This window comes from Paraburkholderia haematera (genome assembly GCF_905220975.1).
Taxonomy (GTDB): Bacteria; Pseudomonadota; Gammaproteobacteria; order Burkholderiales; family Burkholderiaceae; genus Paraburkholderia; species Paraburkholderia haematera.
In genome coordinates this window covers 95,585-118,391 of the sequence record NZ_CAJNBK010000012.1, presented here as the reverse complement: position 1 = coordinate 118,391, position 22,807 = coordinate 95,585, and the positions used below count along the sequence as shown (strand labels likewise).

Here is a 22,807-nt window from a genome sequence, read left to right as displayed (position 1 = left end):
GTCATTGTTCCCGATTTGCGGGGCCATGAAAAGTGCGAACTCGGGGCTGTTCACCCGTCGTTTCGCCCTATTCCCATTACAGCGCGCCGGGCCGATGATCTGGGCGTAAAGCGTCGTAACGAGACCATCATAAACCCTGCCGGGGTGATATATCAAAATCATGCACCGCCAGAACGATCCGCCTGATCCGCCCATGGCGCATGCCACCCCGCACGCCGGCCTGCGCGATGGCCGCTGTGCGGGCCACGCCGGCGGCGCCCGCTTTCGTCGACCTCACTAGCCATGTGGATCGTTCGCCTGGCGCTGCGGCGCCCTTATACATTCGTCGTGCTGGCCCTGCTTTTGCTCATCGTCGGTCCGCTGACGATCCTGCGTACGCCGACCGACATTTTCCCAAATATCGACATTCCGGTGCTGTCGGTGATCTGGTCGTATAACGGCTTGCCGGCCGACGAAATAGAAAAGCGCATCGTGCTCAACTACGAGCGCGGGCTGTCGGTGGCGGTCAACGATATCGAGCACACCGAGTCGACCTCGCTGAACGGCATTGCGGTGGTCAAGATTTTCTTTCAGCCGCACGCGAATATCGATGAAGCGCTCGCCGAAGTCACCGCGCTGTCACAGGCACAATTGCGCTCGCTGCCGCCCGGCATCAACCCGCCATTCATCCTGCGCTACAACGCCTCGACGGTGCCGATCCTGCGCCTCGCGCTGTCGTCCGCTTCGCTCACCGAGCAGGAGCTATACGACTTCGGCAACAACTTCCTGAAGACGCAGCTCGCCACCGTGCCCGGCGCCTCCGCACCGTTGCCGTACGGCGGCAAGCAGCGGCAGATCATGGTCGATATCGATTCGCGCAAGCTGCAGGAGCGCAATCTGTCGCCGATGGACGTGGTCAACGCCGTCACCGCGCAGAATCTGATCCTGCCCTCCGGCACCGCGAAAATCGGTTCGACGGAATATTCGGTGGAACTGAACGCCAGTCCGGATTCGCTCGCCGGCCTCAATAACATTCCGATCAAATCCACCGCTAACGGCACCGTCTATATCCGCGACGTCGCGCATGTGCGCGACGGCTTCCAGCCGCAAACCAACATCGTGCGCGTGAACGGCCAGCGCGCCGCCTTGCTGACCATCAACAAAAGCGGCAATACATCTACGCTCGAAATCGTGGATCGCATCAAGCAGATGATGCCCACGCTGCGCAATCTCGTGCCCGCCTCGCTGAATATCGATCCGGTCGCCGATCAGTCGCTGTTCGTGCGCGCCTCCGTGCAGGGCGTGCTGCGCGAGGCGCTGATCGCCGCGTGCCTGACCGGGCTGATGATTCTGCTGTTCCTCGGCAACTGGCGCGCGACGCTGATCATCGCCGTGTCGATTCCACTGTCGATGATCACCTCGATCATCGCGCTGTCGATGCTCGGCGAAACCATCAACATCATGACCTTGGGTGGGCTTGCACTCGCGGTCGGCATTCTGGTCGACGACGCGACCGTCGCCATCGAAAACATCAGCCATCAACTCGAACAGGGCAAGACGCTGGAGCAGGCGATTCTCGACGGCGCACACCAGATCGCGATTCCGACGCTGGTCTCGACGCTCTCCATCTGCATCGTATTCGTGCCGATGTTTCTGCTGACGGGCGTCGCGCACTATCTGTTCATTCCGCTCGCCGAAGCGGTTGTGTTCGCGATGCTGGCGTCCTACTTCTTCTCGCGCACACTGGTACCGACGCTCGCGAAGTATCTGCTGCGTTATCACCACACGCCGGCCGACCTGCATCACGCCCCCGTGCAGACACGCAATCCGTTCATGCGCGTGCACTATTCCTTCGAGCGCGGCTTTGCACGTTTTCGTGCGCGCTATCGCGTGTTTCTCGAAGCGCGGGTGGCACGGCCGGGTCTGTTTGTGACGCTGTTTCTCGTCTGCTGTGGCGCCTCGATGCTGCTGATGCCGTTTCTCGGCCGCGACTTCTTCCCGCAAGTCGATGCGGGCACCATCGCATTGCATCTGCGTGCGAAAACCGGCATGCGGGTCGAAGAAACCGCGGTGGTGACCGATCGCGTCGACACGCGGATTCGTCAGTTGATACCGGCGGGCGAACTGCATTCGCTCATCGACAATATCGGCTTGCCGGTCTCCGGTATCAATCTGTCGTATAGCAACACCGGCACGATCGGCACCTCGGATTCGGATGTGCTCATTACGCTGAATCCCGATCATCATCCGAGCGCGAATTACGTGCGCACCCTGCGCCGAACGCTCACCGATGAATTCCCCGGCGTGCAGTTCGCCTTCCTGCCCGCGGATATCGTCAGTCAGACGCTCAACTTCGGCTTGCCTTCACCGATCGATATTCAGATCGTCGGGCGCGACGTAGCGGGCAATCGCGCCTTCGCCGCGCAATTGCTGAATCGCCTGCGCACGGTGCCGGGTCTTGCCGACGCGCGCGTCCAGCAGCCCGCCGATTTGCCGCGCATCTTTATCGACGTGGACCGCACGCGCGCCCAGCAAGCGGGCTTCTCGCAACGCGACATCGCAAGCGATCTGCTAATTACGCTGTCCGGCAGCCAGCAAACCACACCGACGTTCTGGCTCAATCCGCACAACGGCGTCAGCTATAACGTGATCACGGAAGCGCCGCAATACACGATCGATTCGCTGCAATCGCTCGCGAACATTCCGCTGAATGCTAACGGCCGCAGCAATATTCTCGGCTCGCTCGCCACGATGAAACGCGAAGCCGGCAACGCGGTGCTCACGCACTACAACGCGCAAACCACCATCGACATTTTCGGCACCGCCGACGGCCGCGATCTCGGCGGCGTCTCCGACGACATCAGCAAGATCATCGCGGACGCCAAAGCCGATCTCCCCAAAACCTCGACCCTCATCGTGCGCGGCCAGGTGCAGACGATGAACGAATCGTTCTCCGGTCTGTTCGCCGGTTTGGTCTTTGCGATCCTGCTGGTGTATCTGCTGATCGTGGTGAATTTCCAGTCGTGGCTCGATCCCTTCATCATCATCACGGCGCTGCCGGGCGCGTTGGCGGGCATCGTGTGGATGCTGTTTCTCACGCACACCACGCTGTCGATTCCGGCACTGACCGGCGCGATCATGTGTATCGGCATCGCCACCGCGAACTCGATTCTCGTGATCAGCTTCGCACGCGAACAGTTGCTCGAACACGGCGACGCGCCGCGTGCGGCGATCGATGCAGGCTTCACGCGTTTCCGTCCGGTGCTGATGACAGCGCTCGCGATGGTGATCGGCATGGTGCCGATGGCGATCGGTCTCGGCGAAGGCGGCGAGCAGAATGCGCCGCTCGGGCGCGCGGTGATCGGCGGTTTGACGGTCGGCACGCTGGCCACGCTGATCTTCGTGCCCGTCGTGTTTTCGATGATCTACCGGCGGCTCGCGGCACGGCGTCAGCGTGCGGCCGAGCATGTGGTGCAAAAGCCATGACCTATAGCGCGACACACGTCATACGACGCACAAGAGGCGGCTTCGACCGCCCGGGCATTCTGACAGGGGAAGCTTGATGGAAGGAAAACGTCCAGACGGATCCGGCGCCACGCTCGATGCAGCGAAGAGCAAGCGCACGCGCTGGGTGATCGTGGCCGTGGTCGTGGTGATCGTCGTACTCACGGCACAAGGCATCTGGTCGCGTCATGATGCGCATGCGGCACTCGAACGCGACGCCGAGCACGCCAGCCAGACGAGTGTCGAAGTCGTGCGCCCGCAAAAGTCGACGGCGGGACTCGACCTCGTGCTGCCCGGGAACGTGCAGGCGTTTCTCGACACGCCGATTTACGCACGCACCAACGGCTATCTGAAGAAGTGGTACGCGGACATCGGTGCGCATGTCAGCAACGGCCAGTTGCTCGCGGAAATCGACACGCCTGAAGTGGACGATCAACTGCGCGCCGCCCGCGCCGATCTGGCGAATGCCGAGGCCAACTACGCGCTCGCAAAAAGCACCGCCGACCGCTGGACCGAGATGCTAAGAAGCAAATCGGTCTCGAAGCAGGAAACCGACGAGAAGGTCGGCGACATGCTCGCGAAGAAAGGCACGCTGGACGCCGCGCGCTTCAACGTGGCACGCCTCGAGAAAACGCAGTCGTTCCAGAAGGTCTACGCGCCGTTCGACGGCACGGTGACGGCGCGCAATGTCGACGTAGGTGCGCTGATCGATGCGGGCAGTTCCGGCGGACCGGCGAAGGAACTGTTCCACGTCGCGCAGGCAGACAGATTGCGCGTATACGTGAACGTGCCGCAGGCCTATGCGCAGCAGGTCCACGCCCAGCAGACGGCATTTCTGACGCTGACCGAGACGCCGTCCAAACATTATCCGGGGACCGTGGCGCGCACCTCGGGCGCCGTCGATCCGCAACAACGGACCATGCTAGTCGAGGTCGACGTCGACAATCGCGGCGGCGACCTGCTGCCGGGCGCGTACGCGCAAGTGCATTTCGCTTTGGGCGCAGGCGCCGCGCCGTTCACGCTGCCTGGCAATGCGCTGCTGTTCCGGCCGGATGGTGTGAAAGTCGCCACTGTGGATCCACAGCACAAGGTGAAACTGCTGCCGGTTTCGCTCGGTACGGACTTCGGCACGCGCGTGGCAATCGCATCCGGTTTGCACGGCGATGAGCAGGTGATTCTGAATCCGCAGGATTCGATCGTCGACGGTGCGCCGGTGCGGATCGTGCCCGGGAAAGCGAGTGCGGAAGCCAGCGCGGGTGGTGCATCGTGAACACGCTTGCCTGCACCGCGCGCGTCGCGCTGCTTGCCGCGGCGTTCGCCTGCACGCTCACTGCCTGCACCGTAGGCCCCGACTACGCCAAGCCACCGGCCACCACCGCCGCGACCTATAAGGAACTCGAAGGCACCGGCTGGAAGCCCGCGCAACCCGCCGACACCCTCGCGCGCGGCGCATGGTGGAACGTCTACGCGGACCCGTCGCTCGACGCGCTCGAACAGCAGGTCGCGAGCGCGAACCAGAACGTGCAAGCCGCCGAGGCACGCTTTCGCGCCGCCCGCGCGACGGTCGCGCAATATCGCTCGAACTTCTTCCCGCTCGTCACCGCGAACGGCGATTATTCGCGCGCGAGGACATCGGAGAATGTGCTGCACAAATCGACCGCGGGTCTCGCGCTGAACGATTACCTCGTGCAAGCGGACGCTTCGTGGGAACCCGACTTGTGGGGCCGTGTGTCGCGCAGCGTCGAAGGCGCGAAAGCCGAGGCGCAGGCGAGCGCCGCCGATGCGCAGGGCGCGCTCCTCTCGATGCAGGCCGAACTGGCGACCGACTACTTCGAACTCCGTGGTTACGATCAGGAGCGCCAACTTCTCGACGACACCATCAAGGCCTACAAGGAAGCGCTCGATCTGACGCAACACCGCTACGCCGGCGGCATCGCCACCGACGCCGATGTCGCACAGGCGGAAACACAGTTGAAGACCACCCAGGCGCAGGCGCTCGACCTCGGCGTGCAGCGCGCGCAACTCGAACACGCGATCGCGATCCTGACCGGCCAAACGCCCTCAACATTTTCCCTGCCGGTTGCACCGCTCACCGCTGTGCCCGTGGTCGCGGCGGCCGGCGTGCCATCCGCCCTGCTCGAGCGACGCCCCGACATCGCGTCGGCAGAACGCCATGTCGCCGATATGAATGCGCAGATTGGCGTGGCGACGGCGGCATTCTTTCCGAACCTGATTTTGTCGGTGACGGGTGGGCTCGAAGCGACGAACTATAGCCAATGGCTGCTGGCGCCGAGCCGTCTGTGGTCGCTCGGGCCGGCACTGGCGGGCACGCTGCTCGACTTCGGCGGACGGGCGTCGGTGAAAGAGCAAGCCCGCGCGCACTACGATGAAAGCGTCGCGCAGTATCGCCAAACGGTGCTGACCGCATTCGGCCAGGTGGAAGACAACCTCGCCGCATTGCGCGTGCTCGAACAGGAAGCCGCCGCGCAGGACGACGCGGTGGCCGCCGCGGAGCGTTCGCTCGCGGTCGTGTCGAACCGCTATAAAAACGGCGCGATCACGTATCTCGACGTCGTAGTTGCGCAAACCACCGCGCTCGCTAACGAACGCAATGCGGTGTCAATTGCGCGCCGTCGTATGGCGGCGAGCGTCGCGCTGATCAAGGCATTGGGGGGCGGTTGGGACGCGTCCGCCTTGCCGACCGACGAACAGATCGTGCATCCCGCCGCGCCTGCGAGCGAGGCGGCGGCGCACGGTTAGCAGCGGTTAGTCTCACTGCGCTCCGCGCGCACCTGCCAGCTTTTTCAGCGTATCCTTAACTTCTTTGAGTACTTTGCGCGCCCCAAGGAGATTTTTTCGTGACCGCATCGCCGGAATCCCACCGGACTGCTACTTCGGCTGTTCCTGCTTCACCTGCTTCTCTCACCTCCACTGCCGCGCCTGACGTGCCCCAAAACCCCTATCTCGAACGCGGCACGCGTGGCTATTGGCGCGCCAGCGTCGCGCTGCTGTTCGCCGGCTACGCCACCTTCTCGCTGCTGTACTGCGTGCAGCCTCTGCTGCCCGCGTTCTCCACGGCATTCGGTGTAACGCCGGCACAGAGCAGCTTGTCGCTTTCGCTGACGACAGCCGCGCTTGCGCTCGCCATCTTCGTGGCCGGACTAGTGTCGGAAGGCTGGAGCCGTCACAAGCTGATGACCGCGTCGCTCACGCTGTCGGCGCTATTGACGATCGGTGTCTCGATCGCGCCGCATTGGCATCAATTGCTCGTGTTGCGCGCACTCGAAGGCCTCGCGCTCGGTGGCGTGCCCGCCGTTGCGATGGCGTACCTCGCCGAAGAAGTGCACCCCGATGGACTTGGTCTGGCGATGGGGTTGTATGTCGGCGGCACGGCGATCGGCGGGATGGCGGGGCGCGTGATTACCGGCGTCGTCGCGGATCTGTTTTCGTGGCGCGTGGCAATCGGCACGATCGGCGTGCTCGGCATTCTCTCCATGCTTGCGTTCCGTGCACTGCTGCCGCCGTCGCGCCATTTCGTGCCGCGTCGCGGGCTCGGCTTTGGCCATCACCGCACTGCGCTGTTGAAGCAATTCACGCGGCCGGGCTTGCCCCTGCTGTTCCTGCTCGGCTTCGTGTTGATGGGCAGCTTCGTCACGCTCTACAACTACATCGGTTACCGGCTGCTCGCGCCGCCCTACCTGTTGAGTCAGACGGAGATCGGCGCGATTTTCGTCGTCTATCTGACGGGTGTGGTCGCCTCGCCGTGGTCGGGCCGCATGGCCGACACCTTCGGCCGGGCGCGCGTGCTGACCGGCAGCCTCCTAATGATGGCGCTTGGACTCGCCCTCACGATGTTCCATCCGATTACGGCCATCGCAATCGGGATCGCCTGCGTGACGTTCGGCTTCTTCGCCGGGCACTCGGTGGCAAGCGGCTGGGTCGGACGCCTCGCCAAAGAAGCCAAGGGGCAGGCGGCCGCGCTGTATCTGCTCGCGTATTACATCGGCTCGAGCGTGATTGGCTCTTATGGCGGCCACGTATGGGCCGGGTATGGCTGGAATGGTGTCGCTGGGCTGGTGGGCGCGCTGCTCGTCATTGGCATCGTTGCGGCCACGCGCTTGCGTCAGTGCGAACGGACCGCCGGATAAGGGGACGCGGCTGATCGGCTTCGGGAAAACCGAGCATGGAACCAGGCTTGCATCGCGTGGAGCCCGGTTAGGCGCGAATAATCCGCTGGGCATCGAACCGGTCCAAAAAGTAAGGGCTGCGTAAGCAAACGCTTCACTATTCACGGTGTTTTTGCTGCAACGCGCCAATCGCGGCGGCCCTTGTGGCATTGGGTTCAGCAGGCTGCGAAGACGCGCTGCAGCGCCGCAAGGCATTGAAATGCCGATCTAACCGTCGCCTATACTCGAATCGAGCGTTGGCAGTGCATGACTCCAGAAATAGAGCCACTGCCTTCGCCTTAGACAAGGAGACGGGTATGACGACCTATTTCACGATCGGCGATTTCATCCTGGTGATTCCGATGGCGCTGGCCGGTGCTTTGTTTGTCGGCGCGCTACCGTGCAAGACGGAGTTGCGGCACAACGCATTGCGCGTGCTCGGCGCGCTGATCGGCGTAGTGTTCGCGGTCGTGCTGGTCGAAGGCTTGCCTGCGCTAGTTTAGCGGGGCCTGGCCAAGACGGCCTCTGCGCTTCGCCGATGGTTCGGTCGACTGAACGCAGTCGCTTCGGCCGCTGCGCGGGAAGCGTGCGCGCCTGAATTGCATCGATAAAGAAAGCCGCCTCACGGGCGGCTTTCTTTTTTCTACGACCTGAAACGGTGTGCGATCAGATTGCCTGGTCCGTCGACGGCTTTTCCCACAGATTAATGCCGCCTTCCGTTGCGTAGCGGTCGATCTCCGCCAGCTCTTCTTTCGAGAACGCGAGATTCTTCAGGGCACCGACGTTCTCGCGCACCTGTTCCGCACGGCTTGCGCCGATCAGCACGGACGTGACGCGCGGATCGCGCAGCGCCCAGGCGAGCGCCATCTGTGCGAGGCTTTGCCCGCGACGCTGAGCGATGTCGTTGAGCTTGCGCACGTGTTCGATGTTTTGCGGACTGAGATGCTCCTGCTTCAACGAACCGCCGCCCGGCTTGTTGACGCGCGCGTCTTCGGGCACGCCGTTCAGATACTTGCCGGTGAGCAAGCCCTGCGCGAGCGGCGTGAACGCGATGGCGCCCGAGCCGACTTTTTCGAGCGTGTCGAGTAGCTCGCGTTCCATCCAGCGGTTGAGCATGTTGTACGCCGGCTGATGAATCAGCAGCGGCACCTTGTACTCGGCAAGCAGCTTCGCCATTTCAAGCGTCTTGGTTGCCGAGTACGACGAAATACCGATGTACAGCGCCTTGCCCTGCTGCACGGCGCTCGCCAATGCGCCGGCGGTTTCTTCGAGCGGCGTATCGGCATCGAAACGATGCGAATAGAAGATGTCGACGTAGTCGAGACCCATGCGCTGCAAGCTCTGATCGAGACTCGCGAGTACATATTTACGCGAACCGCCGCCCTGTCCGTACGGACCCGGCCACATGTCCCAGCCCGCTTTCGACGAGATCAAAAGTTCGTCGCGATACGGCTTGAAGTCGTCTTTGAAGAGCCGGCCAAAATTGGTTTCGGCACTACCGTACGGGGGACCGTAGTTGTTGGCGAGGTCGAAGTGCGTGATGCCCAGGTCGAAGGCTGTGCGCAGAATATCGCGCTGCGTGGAAATCGGCGTGGTATCGCCAAAGTTGTGCCACAGGCCGAGCGACAGCGCCGGCAGTTTGAGACCCGACTTGCCGCAGACGCGGTATTGCATGTCCGAATAGCGTTCTGAAGCTGCTTCGTAAGCCATTGCTAGTGTCCTTGATGTTGAAGTCGCCCGGCGATCACGGGCGTGAGGAAATCATCACGTACTGCGGAAGGCGTGCAGGTTTTATGTTCAGATGGGTGAGACCAGACTGCTATGGTAGCCAATCGCCGTGCTGCCTGCAGAGGCCCACTATGCGGGATGGACGATTACTGGCAGCTCCCCTACACTTTGGCCGATCAAAAGCTTATCGAAAGGGGTGGGTTCATGACGAAGGCGATTTCAATCGCGCTGATTGTCGGCGGTATCGTGTTGTTGTATTTCGGCGGGCAGGCGTTCAACTCGGTCAGCAGCGAGGTGTCTCGCGTGTTTACCGGGTCTCCGACCAATAAGGCAATCATGCTGATCGTGGGCGGCGTTGTCGCCACGATTGCCGGCCTGACCGGCGTAGCCCTTTCCGGGCGCAAGCGCTAGAGCGTCGAGTGCCTGCGCGGCGCGAGACCTATGAACGTGCGCGCCGCGCAGCGCAAAAAAACCTAAAAGGCGATTTCAGGCTTGGCCGCCGAGCGGGATCCCGGCAGGGGCACATTGCTCGCCCCGTGGTAGGTAAACACCAAAGAAAATTTCACCTGATCGCTGAGGTTCTTGCCAGCCGAATGCAGTGTGTTGCAATGGAAAAACACCACGTCTCCGGCGTTGAGTTCGGGCGAAACCGCGGTGCGAATCAACGCCTGATTCTCTTCAAGGTCGGAGCGGAAAAACTTGGCTTCGTCGAACCGGTCGGAAGTGAAGGCAGCGCTATGCGACTTCGGCACCAGCCACAACGCCCCGTTATCGACCGTTTCCGATCCAACCGCGAGCCACACTGAGACCAGGTCGTCACGCTCGAACGACCAATACCTCACATCACGATGCCAGCCGGTCAAGCTGCCATAAGCGGGGTGCTTGGTCATCATGCAATTGTGATGCGCCCGCGATAAGCGCGGCTCCTCGCCGAAGTACAACTCCATCCAGCCGCGAATTTCCGGCGCGGTTGCCCATTGCGCAAAATGCGGATGGCGCCCGTACGCATCCAGCAAGCGGCGAACCGTATGGCCGCCCGGCGCATGCTTGGATTCCGGCGCCCCCGGATACCGCAAATCCGCTTCGAACTCGATCGGCGCCGCCGCTTCCTGCAACTGCCGCTGCGCAATCTGCTTCAGCTCGGCGCAACGCTCTGGCGACACCAATCCAGGCACAACGACAAATCCTTGCTCCCGCAACGTTTGAATCTGCTCTTTTTTCGAGTGAAGTGACATGGTGTTCCGTTACTTTCGACTGACCGATGCTCGATTGTAAAACGGGCGCGATCGGATCGTGCGCAGTTTCGCCTGTCGGCAAGCCTGGGCCTTACGCACTACTTTCACGCGAAATGGCGGTTCGCATGGCACGCTGTCAGGGCAAGCACGCACGAAAATCGACCGCAAAGGGCGCGACCCCGCATGCGCGCACGTCGTACTTACCCCGTAAGAACCCGTATTCGCAGGGTAAAAACCGACTTTCTGACGTCACGAATCGCGTGTAGCCTGCACACATGTTGATCGCTACTCCCGCACTTTTGCGGCGCGCACGCGCTGCTGTGGCCGCCTCCGCCATCTTCCGTGCCCTTTTCCACCGAATTCCGGGCTTTCGCGCCGTCCATCGCGACACCGCCATTGGCACATTTGGTGCTCCTTCTGGCGCACACTCCGTCGCGCGACACGTTGCCTACTTGTGAAGCCATGCATACTCTTCTGAGCACCCGTCTTACCCGCGCCGCATTGAAAGCGGCGCGTCCGGCGCGCCGCCATGTCGTGCGCGCACTGCGTCACCATGCCACGCGCACTCGCGCACTAGGCGAACAATGGCGCGAAGCCAAAGCGGTCGACGGCATTCGCACGTGGTTCCACACTTTCTTCTCCGCGCTGCGCCTGCAAGGCAGTTCGCGCCGGTTTTCGCTGCGCACATTGCTGCGCAAACCAACGCCGCTGCGCCTCTCAGCACCGCGCAATGCACCGGTCGCAGCGCCGCAAAGCACGAGCCGGCGCCCGCGCCGTATGTCGACGAACGGCAGCACCGGCTGGTTCGCGTTCGCGTTTGCGAGCCGTTGATACTGCGTCTTCGAGGGTAAAAAAAACCCCGCACGGCTCGCGCCGGCGGGGTTTTTTGCTGAAGCGGACTGCGCGCTGATTAGGCGAGCGCGGCGACCGGTTCCGTGCCGGCGGCTTCGGCCAGCACCAAAGCCTTATCAGTGGCTTCCCACGTGAATTCCGGCTCTTCGCGGCCGAAGTGACCGTAGGCCGCGCTCTTCTCGTAGATCGGGCGCAGCAGGTCGAGCATCTGAATGATGCCCTTCGGACGCAGGTCGAAATGCTCCTGCACCAGACGCGTGATCGTTGCATCCGATACGCGTCCCGTGCCGAACGTGTTCACCATCACCGACGTCGGCTGCGCAACGCCGATCGCGTACGACACCTGAATCAGGCAGCGCGACGCCAAACCAGCCGCCACGATGTTCTTCGCGACATAACGGCCGGCATACGCTGCCGAACGGTCGACCTTGGACGGATCCTTGCCCGAGAATGCGCCGCCGCCGTGCGGCGCCGCGCCGCCGTACGTATCGACGATGATCTTGCGGCCCGTCAGACCGCAATCGCCTTGCGGGCCGCCGATCACGAACCGGCCGGTCGGGTTCACCAGGAACTTGATGTCGCCCTTGATCAGGTCAGCCGGCAGCGTCGGCTTGATGACTTCTTCGATCACGGCTTCGCGCAGCACCGCGAGATCGATGTCCGGCGAATGCTGCGTGGACAGCACAACCGTGTCGATCGAATGCGGCTTGCCGTCGACATAACGCACGGTAACCTGCGACTTCGCATCCGGACGCAGCCAGGGCAGACGGCCGTCGCGGCGCAGATTGGCCTGGCGCTCCACCAGACGGTGCGACAGGTGGATCGGCAGCGGCATCAATTCCGGCGTTTCTTCGCACGCGTAACCGAACATCAGACCCTGGTCGCCAGCGCCTTGATCGAGGTTGTTGTCGTGCGCGCGGTCCACGCCCTGGGCGATGTCCGGCGATTGCTTGTCGTACGCCACCAGCACCGCGCAGCCGCGGTAGTCGATACCGTATTCGGTGTTGTCGTAGCCGATGCGCTTGATCGTGTTGCGCGCGACCTGAATGTAATCGACGTTCGCGGTGGTGGTGATTTCACCGGCCAGCACGACGAGACCGGTGTTGCACAGTGTTTCTGCTGCAACACGCGAGTACTTGTCTTGAGCCAGAATGGCGTCGAGGATGGCGTCCGAGATCTGATCCGCGACTTTGTCGGGATGGCCTTCGGAAACGGATTCGGAAGTGAAGAGATAATCGTTTGCCACGTTGCAGACTCCTGTTGTGTGGTTACGGTTGAGTTTCACGTAGCCAGCTTCGGGAGCCTTGAAGCGGCGACGCTTTAGCGGATTACCTTACTGGCTGGGGCTTTCCAATGGATCGCACCCGCCAGCTTCGCCCCGCAAGTTGTCTATTAACTCGGCGAAGCCTTTATTATAGCGACTTCCATCGATTGTCACAGAGTGATGACCCGTGCCGTATTTCGACCCGTCCTCAGATTTCTTGAGCAAAGCGTCGCTCGACGCCCTACACGGAGGGGCGGCATGCTGAGTCGCCTTGGCGCCCATCTGGCCATTGGACTGCTGAAATTTCTGGCGTTGTTGCCGTACGGTTTCGTTGCGCGACTAGGCGACGGGCTGGGCTGGCTGCTCTACCAGGTCCCCAGCAACCGCAAGCGCGTCGTCCACATCAACCTCAGCTTGTGCTTCCCGGAGTGGAGCGCCGAGCACCGCGAAGAGATCGCGCAGAAACATTTCCGCCACGCGATCCGCAGTTATGTTGAGCGCAGCGTGCAGTGGTTTGGCTCCGCGAAGAAGCTGGAGAAGCTCGTGCAGGTGGATAGCGAGGTCGACCTACTCGATCCTGACATGCCCCCCACCCTGCTGCTCGGCGCACATTTCGTCGGCATCGAAGCGGGCTCGGTGTTCATCAACTACGCGCTGCACCGGCAGTGCGGAGCGCTTTACCAGCCGATGTCCAACAAGGTGCTCGACGACGTGGCGATAGCCGCGCGCGGCCGCTTCGGCGCGGACATGGCAAGCCGCGCCGACAGTGCGCGCATCGTGCTGCGCTGGTTGCGCGACCACAAACCGGTCATGCTCGGCGCCGACATGGACTATGGCGAGCGCAATTCCACCTTCGTGCCGTTCTTCGGCGTCCCGACCTGCACGCTGACCGCCGTGGCGCGTCTCGCGAAGGTCGGGCACGCGCAGGTCGTGCCGTTCATCGGCGAGGTCCTGCCGAACTACAAAGGCTACCGGCTAAAGGTCTTCAAGCCGTGGGAAAACTACCCCACCGGCGACGACGACGCCGATGCACGTCGCATGAACGCCTTCCTCGAAGAGCAGATTCCGTTGATCCCCGAGCAGTATTACTGGGTGCACAAGCGCTTCAAGACCCGTCCGCCGGGCGAGCCGAGCGTCTACTAGGCGGTCCTGGGAAAAAGCGCCTGAACACGGAAATAAAACGGCAAATACATGGCAAATAAGGCGGCGTTCGGCCCACCTGCAGGCGCGTCACTTACAATAGCGTGATGAAACTGAAATTCACCAAAATGCACGGCGCGGGTAACGACTTCGTCGTGCTCGACGGCTACACCCAACCGGTCAACCTGACGCCGGCGCAGGTGCGCGCGCTCGCGGACCGGCATTTCGGCGTCGGCGCCGACCAGTTGCTGCTGGTCGAAAAGCCCACCGTGGAGGGCGTCGATTTCAGATATCGCATCTTCAATTGCGACGGCGGCGAGGTCGAGCACTGCGGCAACGGCGCGCGCTGCTTCGTGAAGTTCGTGCGCGACAGCGGCCTGACCGACAAGCGCAGCGTGCGCGTGCAAGTGCAGAACGGCACCCTCCTGCTGACCATGCAGAACAACGGCGAAGTGCTGGTCGATATGGGTGCGCCCGTGTTCGAACCGGAGCGCGTACCGTTCGCCACCAAGGGCATCGAAGGCCGCCCCGAGGGTGCCGACACGCTCTGGCCGCTCGACGTGAACGGTGTGACGCGCTGGATTTCGGTGGTGTCCATGGGCAATCCGCACGCGGTGCAGGTGGTCGACGACGTCGAAGATTTTCCGGTGCTCGTCGAAGGCCCGGTGATCGAGCGGCATGCCCGCTTTCCGCAGCGAGTGAACGCCGGCTTCATGCAGATCGTCGGCCGCAGCGAGATCAGGCTGCGGGTCTACGAACGCGGCGCCGGTGAAACGCTGGCGTGCGGCACGGGCGCGTGCGCGGCAGTCGCAGCGGGCATTCGCCGCGGGCTGCTGGATACGCCGGTGCTGGTGCACACGCATGGCGGCAAGCTGACCATCACGTGGGACAGCACGCAAGAAGGCGCGCCGCTGCTCATGGCCGGCCCTGCTGCAACCGTCTTCGAAGGCGAGATCGAACTGGCCGACTGAGTCGCGCCAGCGCACTACTCGACGCACTACCTGAATTGACGGCCGAGCGATTGGCCGAGGAAGTACCCGACACGTGGCCTCGAACAGGCCGATGAACGGGCCGATGAAGAAGCCGGACCAAGCGGCTCTTTCACCGGCCGACCGAACTCATGACCGATACGCCGCCCGAAGGCGTCGTCCCGTAGTCCTTTAGCCGAAACCATGAACGATCGCGAAGTCGCCGAATATCTGCTCGCCAACCCCGATTTCTTCGCCGAACACGCGGAAATGCTCGCGACAATCCGGCTTGCCAACCCGCACGGCAAAGCCGCGGTGTCGCTGCAGGAACGGCAGATGGAAATGCTGCGCGACAAGAACAAGCATCTCGAACGGCGTCTGGCCGAGCTGCTGCGCTACGGTCACGAAAACGACAGCATTGCCTCGAAGTTCAATCGCTGGACCATCCGCGTGATGGCCGAGCGCGATCCGTACGCGCTGCCGCGCACGATCGCTACCGGTTTGCGGGAAATTTTCGACGTGCCGCAAGCGGCGCTGCGCGTATGGGACGTCTCCGAGCCGTATGCACAGGCTGAGTTTGCGCGCCATGTCGGTGAGGAAGTGCGAATCTTCGCGAATAGCCTCACCACGCCGTACTGTGGCGCGAACACCGGCTTCGAAGCGGCGCAGTGGCTGGCGCCGGCGGTGTCGGCGGTGAGCGAGGATGGGACCGCAGGCGGTACGAGCGAGTCCGCGCACGCCACCGAATCGATTGCGCTGCTCGCGCTGCGCGACCCGGAAGGCAATGAAGAAGCGCCCACCTTCGGCCTGCTGGTGATGGGCTCGGCCGACGCTCGCCGCTTCCACGACGGCATGGCCACCGATTTCCTGACGCAGATCGGCGCGTTGGCGAGCGCGGCGCTGAGCCGTCTGCTGCCGCGCTGAGCCGCTCAGCCACCAACCCGCTGCCCCGCCGATCCAGCAAAAGGCCATCGTGACCGAAGCCGACCCGATCGCCGCCTACCTGTCGAATCTCGAACATGAGCGGCGACTGTCGGCGCATACGCTGCGCGGCTACACCCACGAACTCGAGGAACTCAAGCTGCTGGCTAAAGGCCGGCCGCTCGAAAGCCTCACCGCTGTCGATATTCGCGGCGCGGTTTCGCGGGCGCACGCCGGCGGTCTGACGGCGCGCTCGATCAGCCATCGGCTGTCGTGCTGGCGGGCGTTTTACCGCTGGTTCGCGGGCCGCGTCGATCTGCCGGCCAACCCGGTCGCCACCGTGCGGGCGCCCAAGCAGGCCAAAGCCCTGCCCAAAGCGCTTTCCGTCGACGACGCCACGCGCCTGATGGAGAGCCCGCCCGCCGCGACGCCCGAAGGTTTGCGCGATCACGCGATGCTCGAACTGTTCTACTCGTCGGGCCTGCGCCTGTCGGAGCTAGTCGGCCTCGACGCCCGTTTTGCCGATGCCGGTGGCTACCGCTCCGCAGGCTGGCTCAAGCTCGACTCCGCCGAAGTCGAAGTGCTCGGCAAAGGCAACCGGCGCCGCATCGTGCCGGTCGGCCGCAAAGCAATCGACGCCTTGAACGCGTGGCTCGCGGTGCGCGGCCAGATGGTCAGGCAGGACCCGCATCCGCTGTTTCTTTCGGCACGCGGCAATCGGCTGTCGCCGAATGTCGTGCGTGACCGTGTGAAGCGCGCGGCGCTGGTCGCTGGCATTCCTGCCAACGTGCATCCGCACGTGCTGCGGCATTCGTTCGCCACGCATGTGCTGCAGTCGAGCGGCGATCTGCGCGCCGTGCAGGAACTGCTCGGGCACGCCAGCATCACCGCCACGCAGGTCTACACCGCGCTCGATTTCCAGCATCTCGCGCACGTCTACGATCAGGCGCATCCGCGCGCCAAAAAACGCGACTGACTCCGCTCCTTGCTTGGTGCGGCTTGCGGTCTCCGCCTTTGCTTCACCTGCCGCGTGCCTCCTTGTCCACGCGGCCAACTGCTCCTGCTGACACCCTGATGAATATCGTTACGCTCAAACCGTCGAAAGAAAAATCGCTGCTGCGCCGCCACCCGTGGGTCTATGCCAACGCGATCGATCGCGTCGACGGCAATCCCGCTCCTGGCGCGACCGTGCTGGTGCGCGCGCACGACGGCCGTTTCCTCGCGCGTGCAGCCTATAGCCCCCATTCGCAGATTCGCGCGCGCGTGTGGAGCTTCGACGAAGCCGAGCCGATCGATCACGCTTTCTTCAAGCGCCGCGTGCAGCGCGCGCTCGCGCATCGTCAAACCATGGTGCACAACACCGGCGCCGTACGGCTGATTTTTGGTGAAGCGGACGGCCTGCCGGGTCTGATCGTCGATCATTACGTCGCCGAAGACGCGGGCCAGCGCAGCCAGCTCGTGTGCCAGTTCATGGCGACGGGCGTCGAAGCGTGGAAGGACGCGATCGTCGCCGCGCTGGTCGACGCGACCGGCTGCCCGAACGTCTACGAGCGCTCGGACGTGTCGATTCGCCAGAAAGAAGGGCTCGAACAGATCACCGGCGTGCTGGCAGGCGATGCGCCATCGGAAGCGCTGATCGCGAGCGAAAACGGCGTGCGCTATCACGTCGACGTGCGAAACGGCCACAAGACGGGCTTCTACGTCGACCAGCGCGACAACCGCTTGCTGGTGCAGGAGCTCGCGCAGGATCGCGACGTGCTGAACTGCTTCTGCTACACCGGTGGCTTTTCGCTGGCGGCATTGAAGGGTGGAGCAAAGCGCGTGGTGTCGATCGATTCGTCGGGCGACGCGCTTGCGATCGCCCAACAGAATGTGGCCGCCAACGGTTTCGACGCCGAGCGCGCCACCTGGCTCGACGCCGACGCGTTCAAAACCCTGCGCCGTCTCTACGACGAAGGCGAACGCTTCGACCTGGTCGTGCTCGATCCGCCGAAATTCGCGCCGTCGCGTGAACACGTGGACCGCGCCTCGCGCGCCTATAAGGACATCAACCTGACCGGCATGAAGCTGCTGCGCCCGGGCGGCCTGCTGTTCACCTATTCGTGCTCCGGCGCTATCGACTCCGAACTGTTCCAGAAGATCGTGTCCGGCGCGGCGGCCGATGCCCGGGTCGATGCGCGGATTCTCAAGCGCCTCGGCGCCGGGGTCGATCACCCGTTGCTCACCGCATTCCCCGAAGGCGAATACCTGAAGGGCCTGCTGTTGCAAATTGCCTGATCGCCCATAGCTTCGGGGTTATTTCCCGCGCTGGCGAAAGGGGTTCGCCCCCTCCGCCAGCGCGGGCCGGGCAGATATGTTTCAATATCCGGCTAGATCGGGCCGCGCGCCGTCAGGCTGCCGCGCCCGGCAAACCGGATTCGCAGACGCATTCGCTGTGGATCCCGCGCCGCACATTTCGCGCTATACATTCGCGCAGCATATTCAGATTACGCACAGACTCACGTACATACAGGCGACCAACATGATCCCAGTCACCATCCTGACCGGCTTTCTCGGCAGCGGCAAAACCACCCTGCTCAAGCGCATCCTGAACGAAAAACACGGCATGAAGATCGCCGTGATCGAGAACGAGTTCGGCGAAGAAAACATCGATAACGAAATCCTCGTGCAGGACACGAGCGAGCAGATCATCCAGATGAGCAACGGTTGCATCTGCTGCACGATCCGCGGCGACCTGTCGCGCGTGCTGGGCGATCTGGCGGCGAAGAAGCAGTCCGGCGAACTGGATTTTGACCGCGTCGTGATCGAAACCACCGGCCTCGCGAACCCGGGCCCGGTCGCGCAGACCTTCTTCATGGACGACCAGATCGCCAACGAATTCCTGCTCGACGCGATCATCACGCTGGTCGACGCGAAGCACGCGAACCATCAACTGGACGAGCATGAAGTGGTGCAGCGCCAGGTCGGTTTTGCCGATCGCCTGTTCATCACCAAGTCCGATACGGTCGACGAACAGCACGTGGACGATCTGCGTCACCGCCTGCTGCACATGAACCCGCGGGCGGCGATCAAGATCGTCAATTTCGGCGAAGCGGACATCAAGGAAATCTTCGACCTGCGCGGCTTCAACCTGAATTCGAAGCTCGAAATCGACCCGGATTTCCTCGCTGAAGACGAACACGCGCACAGCCACGCTCACGCGCATGACGAGCACGGCCACACCCACGCCGATCACGACGAGCACGACCACGAAAACTGCGATCACGATCACGGCAAGTGCGACCACGAAGGTCACGACCACGCGCATCACCATCACGCGCACCATGACGACAAGATCAAATCGTTCGTCTACCGCAGCGACCGTCCGTTCGATCCGAACAAGCTCGAGGACTTCCTCGGCGGCATTCTGCAGATCTACGGCGAACGCCTGCTGCGCTACAAGGGCGTGCTGTATATGAAGGGCGTCGACCGGAAGGTGGTGTTCCAGGGCGTACACCAGATGATGGGCAGCGACCTGGCCGCGAAATGGCAACCGATCGAGAAGAAGACCAACAAGATGGTGTTCATCGGTATCGAACTGCCGCAAGACCTGATCACCGACGGCCTGGACGCCTGCCTGGCGTAAGCGTGACGCCTGCCGCGCCGCGCAGGTGGCGTGGCACGCGGCGTGCTCAGGCCCTGACATCGGGCGCGCACCCTGCAGGCACCGAGGTAATCGTCTGCAGAATACGCGGGGGAGCGGCCGAAATGCCCGCTGAAATGTCCGCTGTGTGAAAAGCACGTGAAAACCCTGCTGTATTAAACCGTGCACGACCATCGCTTTTTGGTCGGGCGCGCGTTATATTTTCGGGATATCAGTGCGCCGCCGGGGGATTTTTACCAGTTGCGGTGCTAGATTGTGATTCAGTTACAATACGTGCCCACTGGAGAATGACAACGAATTGCCCGGTCAGCGCGTATTGCGTGCCGGGCCTGAAACGGCGCCGGAAAATCTTGTCCGGGAATGACGCCGACAATGCCGGCTGGCACAGCTGATAAGGCACGCTGCCGGCAAGCAATGCCTCAGGAGCAATTGAGAAGCGGTTTCCAGAGGAGTTCGGCCCCGCATAGGCGTAGCGACGCCCGGCGCGTGGGCGCAAGGCGCTTTCGCGTCACCGACAGCCCATCGTCCGTGCCCGCCTTGGCGCTCAGCGTCCTCGTGGCGCTTTTGCGGGCAATACGAAATTGCGGGCACTATGTAAGAGTTTTGCCTCACATTGAAGAAGCAAGCCAGATGACGACGAAACGACTCTTGACTGAAGCCGAAATCCTGAAGATGAGCGACAAGGATTACATGAATGAGGATCAGCTCGCTTTCTTCAAGAACAAGCTCGAACAGCTGCAGGCGGACATTCTCCGCAATGCCGGCCAGACGACCGAGAACCTGCGCGAAACAGTAATCGTGCCGGATCCGGCAGATCGCGCAACGATCGAGGAAGAGCATGCGCTGGAACTGCGCACGCGCGACCGCGAGCGCAAGCTGCTGAAGAAGGTGCAGCAATCGATCGCGCGCATCGATTCGGGCGATTACGGCTGGTGCGAAGAAACCGGCGAACCGATCGGCATTCCGCGTCTGCTCGCACGGCCCACGGCTACCCTGTCGCTCGAAGCGCAGGAACGCCGCGAACTGCGCCAGAAGCTGTTCGGCGACTGAACACCTGCGGCGCGGCTTCGGCTCCGCGCCCTTTTAAGCTGCTTCGTCGAGAGGCGCACGGTGATCTGTGCGCCTTTTTTCTTTTGTGCGCCCCCGGTGCGCCCCCAGCGCGCGCCCTTGCGCCCCGCCGCCCGCAGCCCTCTTCCCCGCGCCGAATCCCGTGTTTTTGTCTTATGCCGTTTGCCGGCTCTTGATATGACCGCGCACGCCCTAAAATAAGTCGGACATGCGTTGCACGAGCGCGCGCCAACCGGTTGATCGTTTCAGCGTTGCGCGCCGTCCGCTTCCAGGATTCACAGGATTCGTGCGGTGGTGCTGCGCCACCGTGTCCTACCCGTTTTGCAAAGAGGAACGCATATGGAGCAATTTCACGGCACAACGATCGTTTCCGTGCGCCGCGGCGACAAGGTCGCGCTTGGCGGCGACGGTCAGGTGACGCTGGGCAACATTGTCATGAAAGGCGGGGCCAAGAAAGTCCGGCGCATCTATAACGGCAAAGTGATGGTCGGCTTCGCCGGCGGCACGGCCGACGCCTTCTCGCTGCTCGACCGCTTCGAAGCGAAGCTGGAAAAACATCAAGGCAATCTGACGCGCGCCGCCGTCGAACTCGCCAAAGACTGGCGCACCGACCGCATGCTGCGCCGCCTCGAAGCGATGCTGATCGCGGCGGACGCCACCACGACCCTCGTCATAACCGGTAACGGCGACGTGCTCGATCCGGAAGGCGGTATCTGCGCGATCGGTTCGGGCGGCGCTTATGCGCAAGCCGCCGCGAAGGCGCTCGTTGACAACACGGAGCTGTCGCCGCGCGAGATCGTGGAGAAGTCGCTGGAGATTGCCGGCGACATGTGCATCTATACGAACCATAACCGCGTCATCGAGACGATCGAGTAAGGACCCACGATGAGCACCATGACCCCTGCCGAGATCGTCTCGGAACTCGACAAACACATCATCGGCCAAGGCCGCGCGAAGAAAGCGGTTGCTGTGGCGCTGCGCAACCGCTGGCGCCGTCAGCAGGTAGAAGACCCGCTGCGTCAGGAAATCACGCCGAAAAACATCTTGATGATCGGACCGACCGGCGTCGGCAAAACCGAAATCGCGCGGCGTCTGGCGAAACTGGCCGACGCACCGTTCATCAAGATCGAAGCCACCAAATTCACCGAAGTCGGCTACGTAGGCCGCGACGTTGACAGCATCGTGCGCGATCTGATGGAGATCTCAATCAAGCAGACGCGCGAAACGGAAATGCGCAAGGTGCGGACCAAGGCGGAAGATCAGGCCGAAGACCGTATCCTCGACATCCTCCTGCCAAGCGCGCGGCCGGTGGGTTTCGGCGCGAGCTCGAGCGCCGCGGATACCGCCGACGAGGGCAGCACCACGCGTCAGACCTTCCGCAAGCGTCTGCGCGAAGGCCTGCTCGACGACAAGGAAATCGAACTCGACGTCGAACAGCCGCAAGTCGGCATGGACATCATGGGGCCGCCGGGCATGGAAGACATGACCGAGCAGATCCGTTCGATGTTCGCGAACATCGGCGGCGGCAAGAAAACACGCCGCAAGCTGAAGGTGAAGGAAGCGCTCAAGGTCCTCACCGACGAAGAAGCCGGCAAGATGCTCAACGACGAAGAGGTGAAAGCCAAGGCGGTGCAGAACGTCGAGCAGAACGGTATCGTGTTTCTCGACGAAATCGACAAGATCGCATCGCGTAGTGAAGCAGGTGGCGGTGAAGTGTCGCGCCAGGGCGTGCAGCGCGATCTGTTGCCGCTCGTCGAAGGCACCACGATCAACACCAAGTACGGCATGGTGAAGACCGACCACATTCTGTTCATCGCGAGCGGCGCGTTTCATCTGGCCAAGCCGAGCGATCTGATTCCGGAACTGCAAGGCCGCTTCCCGATCCGGGTCGAACTGGATTCGCTGTCGGTGGGCGATTTCGAATCGATTCTGGTGTCGACCGACGCGAGCCTCGTCAAGCAATACCAGGCGCTGCTGGCTACGGAAGACGTGCACCTCGAGTTTGCCGACGACGGCATTCGGCGTATGGCCGAAATCGCGTATTCGGTCAACGAGAAGACTGAAAACATTGGTGCACGCCGCCTGTACACGGTGATCGAAAAACTGCTCGAAGATGTTTCGTTCGCAGCCGGCAATCACTCGGGCAAGACGGTGCAAATCGACGCGGCGTATGTCGATCGCGCGCTGAACGAAGTGGCGGAAGACGAGGATCTGTCGCGCTACGTGTTGTGATGCTTAGGTCGACGTCGACGTCGATGCCATGTTAAAACCGCACGCCTCGCATGCGGGCGATCGTGTGTGACGTGTAAAAAAACGGGCCGTCTTGTGAAAGACGGCCC

The 22,807-nt window shown here is 62.5% G+C and carries 19 protein-coding genes; 16 read left to right on the top strand and 3 right to left on the bottom strand.

Annotated elements, in window-relative coordinates; translation table 11 throughout:
* The first annotated feature begins 282 nt into the window (after positions 1–282).
* The 5 genes from KHO23_RS21070 to KHO23_RS21050 all read left to right on the top strand — a co-directional run bounded on the left by KHO23_RS21070 (position 283) and on the right by KHO23_RS21050 (position 8,152).
* On the top strand, positions 283–3,465 hold the full coding sequence (locus KHO23_RS21070; protein ID WP_211613174.1) for an efflux RND transporter permease subunit: 3,183 nt from the start codon (positions 283–285) through the stop codon (positions 3,463–3,465).
* A 76-nt stretch (positions 3,466–3,541) separates the two neighbouring features.
* Positions 3,542–4,753 carry an efflux RND transporter periplasmic adaptor subunit gene (locus KHO23_RS21065; RefSeq protein WP_211613173.1) on the top strand — a complete coding sequence of 404 codons (1,212 nt, stop codon included), beginning with the start codon at positions 3,542–3,544 and terminating at the stop codon, positions 4,751–4,753.
* Positions 4,750–6,243 (top strand): efflux transporter outer membrane subunit, encoded by a 1,494-nt coding sequence (locus KHO23_RS21060; protein WP_211613172.1) that lies wholly within the window; start codon positions 4,750–4,752, stop codon positions 6,241–6,243. Before KHO23_RS21065 ends, KHO23_RS21060 begins: the two co-directional genes overlap by 4 nt.
* Positions 6,244–6,428: 185 nt before the next feature.
* Positions 6,429–7,631 (top strand): MFS transporter, encoded by a 1,203-nt coding sequence (locus KHO23_RS21055; RefSeq protein WP_407946060.1) that lies wholly within the window; start codon positions 6,429–6,431, stop codon positions 7,629–7,631.
* A 335-nt stretch (positions 7,632–7,966) separates the two neighbouring features.
* The gene (locus tag KHO23_RS21050) at positions 7,967–8,152 is read left to right on the top strand and encodes a hypothetical protein (protein WP_120297341.1); all 186 of its coding nucleotides are present in this window, start codon (positions 7,967–7,969) and stop codon (positions 8,150–8,152) included.
* A gap of 163 nt (positions 8,153–8,315) precedes the next feature.
* On the opposite strand, the gene mgrA is transcribed toward KHO23_RS21050, so the two are convergent.
* Positions 8,316–9,359: an L-glyceraldehyde 3-phosphate reductase gene (gene mgrA / locus KHO23_RS21045; protein WP_211613170.1), complete on the bottom strand. Its 1,044-nt coding sequence runs from the start codon at positions 9,357–9,359 to the stop codon at positions 8,316–8,318.
* 222 nt (positions 9,360–9,581) lie between these two features.
* On the opposite strand from mgrA, the gene KHO23_RS21040 reads away from it, so the two are divergent.
* A complete protein-coding gene (locus KHO23_RS21040) occupies positions 9,582–9,788 on the top strand; it encodes a DUF3185 family protein (RefSeq protein ID WP_211613222.1) in 207 nt (68 codons plus the stop codon).
* 62 nt (positions 9,789–9,850) lie between these two features.
* On the opposite strand, the gene KHO23_RS21035 is transcribed toward KHO23_RS21040, so the two are convergent.
* The gene (locus tag KHO23_RS21035) at positions 9,851–10,612 is read right to left on the bottom strand and encodes a phytanoyl-CoA dioxygenase family protein (protein WP_211613169.1); all 762 of its coding nucleotides are present in this window, start codon (positions 10,610–10,612) and stop codon (positions 9,851–9,853) included.
* 462 nt (positions 10,613–11,074) lie between these two features.
* Here KHO23_RS21035 and KHO23_RS21030 point away from each other — a divergent pair, with 462 nt between their 5' ends.
* Positions 11,075–11,443 carry a hypothetical protein gene (locus KHO23_RS21030; protein ID WP_211613168.1) on the top strand — a complete coding sequence of 123 codons (369 nt, stop codon included), beginning with the start codon at positions 11,075–11,077 and terminating at the stop codon, positions 11,441–11,443.
* 79 nt (positions 11,444–11,522) lie between these two features.
* Here KHO23_RS21030 and metK read toward each other — a convergent pair whose 3' ends face one another.
* The gene (gene metK, locus KHO23_RS21025) at positions 11,523–12,710 is read right to left on the bottom strand and encodes a methionine adenosyltransferase (protein ID WP_211613167.1); all 1,188 of its coding nucleotides are present in this window, start codon (positions 12,708–12,710) and stop codon (positions 11,523–11,525) included.
* Positions 12,711–12,986: 276 nt separating this feature from the next.
* On the opposite strand from metK, the gene KHO23_RS21020 reads away from it, so the two are divergent.
* From KHO23_RS21020 to hslU, 9 genes are all read left to right on the top strand, one after another.
* A complete protein-coding gene (locus tag KHO23_RS21020; protein ID WP_211613166.1) occupies positions 12,987–13,871 on the top strand; it encodes a lipid A biosynthesis lauroyl acyltransferase in 885 nt (294 codons plus the stop codon).
* A gap of 104 nt (positions 13,872–13,975) precedes the next feature.
* Positions 13,976–14,839 (top strand): diaminopimelate epimerase, encoded by an 864-nt coding sequence (gene dapF / locus KHO23_RS21015; RefSeq protein WP_211613165.1) that lies wholly within the window; start codon positions 13,976–13,978, stop codon positions 14,837–14,839.
* A 201-nt stretch (positions 14,840–15,040) separates the two neighbouring features.
* Entirely contained in the window at positions 15,041–15,760 is a 720-nt protein-coding gene (locus KHO23_RS21010) for a DUF484 family protein (protein ID WP_211613164.1), read from the top strand.
* Between the two features lie 49 nt (positions 15,761–15,809).
* A complete protein-coding gene (gene xerC, locus KHO23_RS21005) occupies positions 15,810–16,733 on the top strand; it encodes a tyrosine recombinase XerC (RefSeq protein WP_211613163.1) in 924 nt (307 codons plus the stop codon).
* Between the two features lie 98 nt (positions 16,734–16,831).
* Complete coding sequence (locus tag KHO23_RS21000; RefSeq protein ID WP_211613162.1) at positions 16,832–18,034, top strand: class I SAM-dependent rRNA methyltransferase; 1,203 nt, start codon at positions 16,832–16,834, stop codon at positions 18,032–18,034.
* 244 nt (positions 18,035–18,278) lie between these two features.
* Positions 18,279–19,382 (top strand): CobW family GTP-binding protein, encoded by a 1,104-nt coding sequence (locus tag KHO23_RS20995; protein ID WP_211613161.1) that lies wholly within the window; start codon positions 18,279–18,281, stop codon positions 19,380–19,382.
* A gap of 648 nt (positions 19,383–20,030) precedes the next feature.
* Complete coding sequence (gene dksA / locus KHO23_RS20990) at positions 20,031–20,450, top strand: RNA polymerase-binding protein DksA (protein ID WP_012431412.1); 420 nt, start codon at positions 20,031–20,033, stop codon at positions 20,448–20,450.
* Between the two features lie 357 nt (positions 20,451–20,807).
* Entirely contained in the window at positions 20,808–21,344 is a 537-nt protein-coding gene (gene hslV / locus KHO23_RS20985; protein ID WP_028197737.1) for an ATP-dependent protease subunit HslV, read from the top strand.
* Between the two features lie 9 nt (positions 21,345–21,353).
* Entirely contained in the window at positions 21,354–22,700 is a 1,347-nt protein-coding gene (gene hslU / locus KHO23_RS20980) for an ATP-dependent protease ATPase subunit HslU (RefSeq protein ID WP_211613160.1), read from the top strand.
* Positions 22,701–22,807: the final 107 nt, after the last annotated feature.

Bases quoted from the DNA above. Each gene is read 5' to 3' on its own strand.
- KHO23_RS21070 (WP_211613174.1), top strand. From the start codon at position 283: ATGTGGATCGTTCGCCTGGCGCTGCGGCGCCCTTATACATTCGTCGTG.
- KHO23_RS21065 (WP_211613173.1), top strand. From the start codon at position 3,542: ATGGAAGGAAAACGTCCAGACGGATCCGGCGCCACGCTCGATGCAGCG.
- KHO23_RS21050 (WP_120297341.1), top strand. From the start codon at position 7,967: ATGACGACCTATTTCACGATCGGCGATTTCATCCTGGTGATTCCGATG.
- mgrA (WP_211613170.1), bottom strand. From the start codon at position 9,359: ATGGCTTACGAAGCAGCTTCAGAACGCTATTCGGACATGCAATACCGC.
- KHO23_RS21040 (WP_211613222.1), top strand. From the start codon at position 9,582: ATGACGAAGGCGATTTCAATCGCGCTGATTGTCGGCGGTATCGTGTTG.
- KHO23_RS21035 (WP_211613169.1), bottom strand. From the start codon at position 10,612: ATGTCACTTCACTCGAAAAAAGAGCAGATTCAAACGTTGCGGGAGCAA.
- KHO23_RS21030 (WP_211613168.1), top strand. From the start codon at position 11,075: ATGCATACTCTTCTGAGCACCCGTCTTACCCGCGCCGCATTGAAAGCG.
- KHO23_RS21020 (WP_211613166.1), top strand. From the start codon at position 12,987: ATGCTGAGTCGCCTTGGCGCCCATCTGGCCATTGGACTGCTGAAATTT.
- dapF (WP_211613165.1), top strand. From the start codon at position 13,976: ATGAAACTGAAATTCACCAAAATGCACGGCGCGGGTAACGACTTCGTC.
- KHO23_RS21010 (WP_211613164.1), top strand. From the start codon at position 15,041: ATGAACGATCGCGAAGTCGCCGAATATCTGCTCGCCAACCCCGATTTC.
- KHO23_RS21000 (WP_211613162.1), top strand. From the start codon at position 16,832: ATGAATATCGTTACGCTCAAACCGTCGAAAGAAAAATCGCTGCTGCGC.
- KHO23_RS20995 (WP_211613161.1), top strand. From the start codon at position 18,279: ATGATCCCAGTCACCATCCTGACCGGCTTTCTCGGCAGCGGCAAAACC.
- dksA (WP_012431412.1), top strand. From the start codon at position 20,031: ATGACGACGAAACGACTCTTGACTGAAGCCGAAATCCTGAAGATGAGC.
- hslV (WP_028197737.1), top strand. From the start codon at position 20,808: ATGGAGCAATTTCACGGCACAACGATCGTTTCCGTGCGCCGCGGCGAC.
- hslU (WP_211613160.1), top strand. From the start codon at position 21,354: ATGAGCACCATGACCCCTGCCGAGATCGTCTCGGAACTCGACAAACAC.